This window comes from Stappia sp. 28M-7 (genome assembly GCF_014252955.1).
Classification (GTDB): domain Bacteria; phylum Pseudomonadota; class Alphaproteobacteria; order Rhizobiales; family Stappiaceae; genus Stappia.
In genome coordinates, this window is record NZ_JACMIA010000001.1 from 4,325,887 (window position 1) to 4,332,500 (window position 6,614).

Here is a 6,614-nt window from a genome sequence, read left to right on the forward strand (position 1 = left end):
GCCGCATGCCTTGCTGGAAGAATGCTGCGATCCCGTTGCTCGCCATGCTGGCGCTCGGCGATCCGGCTCGGGCGGCGGACAGTCCGCCTTGGAGCGAAAGGGTGCTCGGCACGCCGCTCGACCTTGAGGCCGTTGCCCGCCTGCCCATGCAAGAGAGGATCGCGATACTGCGCGATCACGGCGAGCGCCTGTTCATCGGCAAGTTCCTGGTCGAGGAAGGCGCCGGCCGGCCGATGGCCACACAGGCGATCATCCCGACCAAACGCCGACGTCCCGTGCATCTGCGCTTCCAGCGGCTTGCAGGGCTCGACGCCAGTTCCTGTTCGTCCTGCCACCATGAGCCGGTCGTAGGCGGAGGCGCATCCTTCACCGCCAATGTCTTCGTGTCCGAGGGCTTCGAGAGCGCCGACTTCGACACGATCGACCCGCAATTTTCCAACGAACGCGGCTCGCCGGCGCTCCAAGGCGCCGGGTTGATCGAACTTCTGGCCCGGGAGATGACGGCCGAGCTGCAGTCCCGGCGCGACACGGCACTTGCACAAGCCCGGCAGAAGGGCACGACCGTGACGGCCGAGCTCGAGACCAAGGGCGTTTCCTTCGGCACGATCACCGCCCATCCGGACGGCGGTCTGGACCTGTCGAGGATCGAAGGCATCGATGCCGATCTGGTCCTGCGCCCCTTCTCGCAAAAAGGCGTTTTCGGCTCCTTGCGGCAGTTCACGGTGAATGCGCTCAACCATCACCATGGTATCCAGCCGGTGGAGCGCTTCGGCGCCCTATGGACCGGAACGACGGACTTCGACGAGGACGGGATCGCCGACGAGATCGGCGCCGCCGACGTCACCGCCCTTGTCGTGTGGCAGGCGACGCTTGCCGCGCCAACCCGCAAGCCGGACCTGCCGGCCGCCTGGCAACAGGCGGCAACACGCGGAGAGCTCCTCTTTGCCGACGCCGGCTGCGCGTCCTGCCATATCCCGGCATTGCCTCTGAAGTCTGCCGTCTTCCGCGATCCCGGCCCGAGAGAGACGGCCGGCACACTGCGGGAAGCGGATGTCGAGGCCCCCCTCGAAATCGACCTTGCCGAGCTCGACTTCGTGAAGGCCCTGCCGCGCGATGCGGACGGCAACATTCTCGTTCCGCTGTTCGGCGACCTGAAGCGTCACAAGATCGCCGACGCGCAAGAGCCGACCCTCGGCAACGAACTTCTGGGACAGCGCTTCGTCGACAGGGATGTTTTCCTGACTGCGGAGCTTTGGGGCGCCGGCTCCACCGCTCCTTACGGCCACCGCGCCGACCTGACCTCCCTGGACGAGGTCATCCGCGCCCATGCCGGCGAAGCTCGCACGGCACGCAAGGCCTATGAGGCACTGCCGGACGAGGACCGGGAGGCGATCATCGCATTCCTGCGGAGCCTGGAGATCGCGCAATGACCGGCTATCCTCCGATGCACCGTGCACTCTCTGCTGCTGCCGCCGCAACCCTCGCCCTCCTCGCCGGCACCGCCAACGCGAATGCCACGGATGCGCCCGCTCCGGTGCCCCGTTTTTCGGAAGAGGCGCGGCAGGCCGGTATCGAGCACACCTATTCGGGCCCCTGGGAGTATTTCGTGGGCGGCGGCACGGCGATCTTCGACTGCGACGGAGACCGCCGGCCCGACCTGTTCCTTGCAGGCGGCGAAGGGCGGGCCGCCCTTTATCGCAACACCTCGCCCGCAGGCGGCAGGCTATCGTTCGAGCGGGTCGACACCGGCCTTCCCGAGCGCCTGCTGGAGCAGGTGACCGGCGCCTATCCGCTCGACATCGACAATGACGGCCTGATGGACCTGGCCCTGCTCCGGGTCGGCGAGAACCAGCTGTTGCGCGGAACCGGCGAGTGCCGCTTCGAGCCAGCCAATCGCCGCTTCTCCTTCAATGGCGGGCGTAGCTGGACCACGGGTTTTGCCGCCGTGTTCGAGAAGGACCTCGCCTTCCCCACTCTCGCCTTCGGCAATTATGTCGACCGCAGCGCCCCGGGTTCGCCCTGGGGAACCTGCGACGACAATGCGCTCCATCGCCCGCGCGCCGGCGAGACGCCGGATTACTCCGAGAGCTTCGCCCTGACACCCGGCTATTGCAGCCTCTCGCTCCTGTTCACAGACTGGAACCGCTCCGGCGAACCGGCGCTGCGCGTCTCCAACGACCGTCACTATTATCGTGGCGGAGAAGAGCAGCTCTGGGCCCTGCCGCCCGGCCGGCCGCCCCGCCCCTATCGCCGCAGCGACGGCTGGCGCCATCTCAAGATCTGGGGAATGGGCATCGCCACGACGGACCTCGACGGCGACGGGCTGCCGGAATATGCGCTCACCAGCATGGGCGACACCAAGCTGCAGACCATAGACCAGGAGGGAGACGATCTCCTGCCGATCTATCGCGACATCGCTTTTGACAAGGGCGTGACCGCGCACCGCCCCTATACTGGCGAGGACATGCGTCCCTCGACCGGCTGGCACGCGGAGTTCCAGGACGTCAACAACGATACGCTTCAGGACCTGTTCATCGCCAAGGGCAATGTCGAGGCGATGCCGGACTTTGCCGCCTTCGACCCGGACAACCTGCTGATCCAGCAATGGGACGGTCGCTTTGCGGAGCAAGGCGCCCGCGCCGGCGTCGCTCTCGACCGGCGGGGACGTGGCGCCGGCCTTGCCGATTTCAACATGGATGGACTGCTCGACCTTGTCGTCGTGAACCGCTCCGCGCCCGTCAGCCTGTTCCGCAATCTCGGCCGCGACGACGGCAGCCAGCGGCCGAAGCCGCTCGGCAACTGGGTCGCCATCGCCTTGTCGCAGGATGGCGTGAACCGCAATGCCGTGGGGGCGAAGCTGAGCATCCGCGTCGGCGCTCGCAGTCTCACCCGCGACATCGGTATCGGCGGCGGCCACGCCTCCGGCCAGGCCGGTTTCGTCCATGTCGGGCTCGGCGTAGCCGAGCGGGCCGTCATCCGGGTGCGCTGGCCCGACGGTGACTGGAGCCATGGCTACCGGGTGTTCGCCAATCAGTTCGTGCTGATCGACCGCGGCGAGGAAAATGCCCGCTACTGGTATCCGCCGCGCGAGGCCGGCAACTAGACCCGCTGCAGCAGCAATGCGGACCCGAGCCCGCCGGCGCTCGCAATGGCGGCAAGCCCGAAACTGCCCGCAGGCTCGCGCAGCAATTCGTGAAACAGCCGCACGGCGAGGATCGCACCCGAAGCTCCGATGGGATGGCCCCGGGCAAGGGCTCCTCCCCCACGGTTGACGGTTGACGGATCGAGGCCAAGATCCCCTATGCAGGCCATCGCCTGCACCGCATAGGCCTCCATCACTTCGCTGGCCGCAAGGCCTTCGCTTTCGATCCCTGCCGCGGAAAGCACCTTTCGCGATGCCTCGACCGGCGCGAGCCCCGGCAGGCAAGGATCCCCACCCGCAGCCCCGCCGGCAACGATCCAGCATGCAGGCACGGATGGATTTCGGTCCAGCCAATCCTGCGACACGACCAGCGCAAACGCCGCAGCGTCCGCCGAAACGGCGGCAGTTGCTGCCAGCACCCGATGCCCTGCCTTTCCGGCGAGCGGACGGGAGCGGCGGCAGGTCTCCAGCGTCAGCCGGCGAGCGAAACTGTCGTGGGAGAGCCCCGCAACGTCGACGATCTCGCCTGCGAACCGCCCTGCCTCGGCGGCTGCGCGCGCCAGAGCGTGGCTCTCGACAGCAAAGGCGGCCTGTGAGTCCTCATGAACCTCCCGCAACTCGGCAAGACCGGCAGCGGCCTCCGGCATGTCGGGATCACGGTCAGGCCAGGGGGTGAAGGGTGGCCGGTCATAGGCCACAGGCGCTTCATCTTTTGTCGCCGGACGGCGCATGCGCAGCGGCGCCCGCGAGTAGCTCTCGACACCGCCGGCAAGCACGCACTCGGCGGCCCCGGCTTCCACCATGCGCGCAGCCAGGATGATCGCATCCAGGCCGGAGCAGCATTGGCGGTCAAGGGTCAGGGCAGGAACACGGTCCGGGAGCCCCGCCAGCAGGGCCACCCGCCGGGCAGGATTGCCCCCGCCATAGAGGGCGTTTCCGGCCATGACCTCATCGACGATATCTACGCCCCCGGCCGATAGGCAGGCGCGCATCACCGGCGCGGCGAGCGCATCGACCTCAAGGGCCGCGAACGCCCCGCCCATCGGCGCAACGGCGCTACGCTTTGCTGCGATCAGAAACGCCGGCATCGGCTTCCTCCTGCTCCAGCACCCAGGCTCCTATCGTCTGAAGATCCGGTTTTCCGCCAGGCGTCAGCGGCCAGTGCTCGGCGACATGAAAGCTGCGCGGCACCTTGGCTCGCTCCAGCCGTGCAAGGCAGTGGCGGCGCAGGTCCGCCTGAGCCAGTGCCGGGTCCGCCAGTTGAACTGCCGCAACAATCCGCGCGCCGCGCAATGTGTCGGGCACACCGAAAACGGCCGCCTGGGCAATGCCCGGATACTCGAGCAACACCGTCTCGATTTCCTCGGCAAACACATTCAGGCCAGACGTCACGATCATCCGCCCGCCGCGGCCGGCAAGAAAGACCCGCCCCTCGTCATCCACGCGCCCCCGATCGCCCAGGGTCAGCCAACCTGCATCGCTCCGGGTCATCGGCTCGTCCCCCATCACATACCGGTCGAAAAGCAAGGGACTGCGAACCCAGACTTCCCCGTCCTGGCCGACAGGCAGCGCCTTGCCGTCTTGTCCGCGCACCTCCAGCTCCACTCCGGGAAAGGGGCGCCCGACGCCCTCGCTATACAGATCGGCCGGGCCTCTGTGAGAGATGAAACTGGTCTCGGACGTGCCGTAGAACTCGTGGCATTCGGCTTGCGGAAAAACAGCGGCGACCAGTTCGCGGTCTCGTGCATGCCACTTCGCGCCGCTGATGAGAAGCCGCCTCAGGCAATGAAGACGCAGCCCTTCCCTGTCGCCGGCAATTGCCAGCAGACGCAACTGCGTCGGCGTGGTCACCAGCACCGTACTCATCGCCTCCTGCATCCGCCGCAGCACGGCCAGAGGCTGAAAACTGCGCACGACATCCACCCGCCAGCCGCGATGCAGGCCATGGATCGCCCCGAAAAGATGCAGGGAATGGCCAAGGCCACCAGGTACGAGAACGCGCTCGTCCGCGCCGAGGCCGAACGCCTCGTCCGCAAGACGGAAGCTCTCCGTCCAGGACCGATGCGACCGTTGAAAGGCTTTGGACTGGCCGGTCGAACCGGACGTCAGGCCGATATAGAACGGCGTGCTCGGCCCTGGCGCCATCGGCTTCGGCGCCTCCTCGGGTACAGCCCTGCTATCGAAAGAAATATCGGTCCAGTCTTCGAAGAGCGGCCCGATAGACTGGCGAAGCCGGCTCCCATGCCGCTCCAGATGCGCAGGGTCGACAACGACGGCTGCCCGGCCGCTGCGAGCCGCAGCAAGGAGCCGGCCGAGCGCCTCGACTGCTTCGCCCGTCGTCACCAGCACCCGGTCCGCCGCCGCTTTTTGCGCAAGCAAAACTTCGGACGCCGTTACCAGCTCCAGAAGCTCTGCTCGATTGAGGGCCCGTCGCCCGTCGCTGACGGCAGTGCGGTTTGGGTCCTGAGCAGCTAACCGTTCCAGCGTTGCTCCCACATGTGCCATTGCGCCCCCGAGCAGTCTATTGCCGGGAGAAAATGGCATCCGGACGACCCCGCTCGATCGCGCTGGCGACCAGCGCCGTGCCGAAACACTTCAGGATATCGCCGGGAACGAAGACAAGCGCACCGATGGCAGACTCCCAGAGCGGCTTTCCCGCCACAAGGGAAATGCCGAGTATGCCGAACGGGTAGAGGGCCAGAATGCCCCCGACCATCGATGCTGCCAGTGCCGAAGGGAATACCGGGCGATGGCGGAGCAGCTGCATGGTCAAGCCGCAGACGAAGGCAGCGACCGGAAAACCGATGAGGAAGCCGGCGGAAGGAAGAAAGAACACGCCGATGCCGCCGCGTCCGCCCGACAGGACGGGCATGCCGAGCGCAACGATGAGGAGAAACAGAAGCACGGCGAACGCGCCCCGAACCGGCCCCAGCATGACGCCGGCCAACATGATGCCGAGCGTTTGGGCGGTGATGGGAACACTGCCGGTGATCGGCGTGGTGAAGGCGGGCAGGTAGTACCCGAGCGCAGAGATCACAGCCACATGAATGGCGATATGCACCAACGAGCGATCGGCGGTCATCGTCCAGCCCTACCCTCTTCCCGGTCGTCGGCCCTCTCCGGCGGGCAGCCATCCGCTCCGCCACGGGCCGCAAGCGCTTCTGCGACATGGTCGGCGGCATTTAGGGCGTGGATGCAGAGCGGCGCAACAAGTTTGACATGCCCGTTCCGTCCGGAGCGCGCACGATAGGCCTCGTTGAGCTGCTGTGTCACGTCGACCAGCATCGGCGTGAAGCGAATGGCGAGCGCGATTGCCAGTGCCAGCCGCCGCTCGGATAGACCGACCAAGGCGACTGGCCGCAAGACCGGCGTCAACGTATCGAGCATGTCGTCGAGCCGGGTGGTCAAGGTAATGAGAGTTGCCAGCAACAGCAGCGACGCCAGACGCAAGGCCACGATGACACCCGCTTCC

At 66.8% G+C, this 6,614-nt stretch carries 6 protein-coding genes (1 of these 6 running past the window's edge); 2 read left to right on the forward strand and 4 right to left on the reverse strand.

The genetic code is table 11. The features are described from left to right. The first annotated feature begins 5 nt into the window (after nt 1-5). Nucleotides 6-1,430: a di-heme oxidoredictase family protein gene (locus H7H34_RS19410; protein WP_185926155.1), complete on the forward strand. Its 1,425-nt coding sequence runs from the start codon at nt 6-8 to the stop codon at nt 1,428-1,430. After that, entirely contained in the window at nt 1,427-3,103 is a 1,677-nt protein-coding gene (locus H7H34_RS19415; protein WP_245165130.1) for a CRTAC1 family protein, read from the forward strand. The genes H7H34_RS19410 and H7H34_RS19415 overlap by 4 nt, the downstream gene beginning before the upstream one ends. On the opposite strand, the gene H7H34_RS19420 is transcribed toward H7H34_RS19415, so the two are convergent. The 4 genes in view from H7H34_RS19420 to H7H34_RS19435 are tightly spaced (at most 16 nt apart) and all read right to left on the reverse strand, a layout consistent with a single transcriptional unit that may run on beyond the window. Then, on the reverse strand, nt 3,100-4,230 hold the full coding sequence (locus H7H34_RS19420) for a thiolase family protein (protein WP_185926156.1): 1,131 nt from the start codon (nt 4,228-4,230) through the stop codon (nt 3,100-3,102). The genes H7H34_RS19415 and H7H34_RS19420 overlap by 4 nt on opposite strands. Further along, complete coding sequence (locus H7H34_RS19425) at nt 4,199-5,647, reverse strand: AMP-binding protein (RefSeq protein ID WP_185926157.1); 1,449 nt, start codon at nt 5,645-5,647, stop codon at nt 4,199-4,201. Before H7H34_RS19425 ends, H7H34_RS19420 begins: the two co-directional genes overlap by 32 nt. A gap of 16 nt (nt 5,648-5,663) precedes the next feature. Continuing rightward, entirely contained in the window at nt 5,664-6,224 is a 561-nt protein-coding gene (locus H7H34_RS19430) for a biotin transporter BioY (protein ID WP_120269721.1), read from the reverse strand. Then, nucleotides 6,221-6,614, reverse strand: partial view of a CbiQ family ECF transporter T component gene (locus H7H34_RS19435; RefSeq protein ID WP_185926158.1) — the 3' portion only. The gene runs 254 nt beyond the window's last position; only the last 394 of its 648 coding nucleotides appear in the window; its start codon lies beyond the right edge, outside the window — the gene reads right to left on this strand; its stop codon occupies nt 6,221-6,223. Before H7H34_RS19435 ends, H7H34_RS19430 begins: the two co-directional genes overlap by 4 nt.

What these genes read in the sequence shown, in the direction of transcription:
- H7H34_RS19415 (WP_245165130.1), top strand. Translation starts at nt 1,427, where the DNA reads ATGACCGGCTATCCTCCGATGCACCGTGCACTCTCTGCTGCTGCCGCC.
- H7H34_RS19425 (WP_185926157.1), bottom strand. Translation starts at nt 5,647, where the DNA reads ATGGCACATGTGGGAGCAACGCTGGAACGGTTAGCTGCTCAGGACCCA.
- H7H34_RS19420 (WP_185926156.1), bottom strand. Translation starts at nt 4,230, where the DNA reads ATGCCGGCGTTTCTGATCGCAGCAAAGCGTAGCGCCGTTGCGCCGATG.
- H7H34_RS19430 (WP_120269721.1), bottom strand. Translation starts at nt 6,224, where the DNA reads ATGACCGCCGATCGCTCGTTGGTGCATATCGCCATTCATGTGGCTGTG.
- H7H34_RS19410 (WP_185926155.1), top strand. Translation starts at nt 6, where the DNA reads ATGCCTTGCTGGAAGAATGCTGCGATCCCGTTGCTCGCCATGCTGGCG.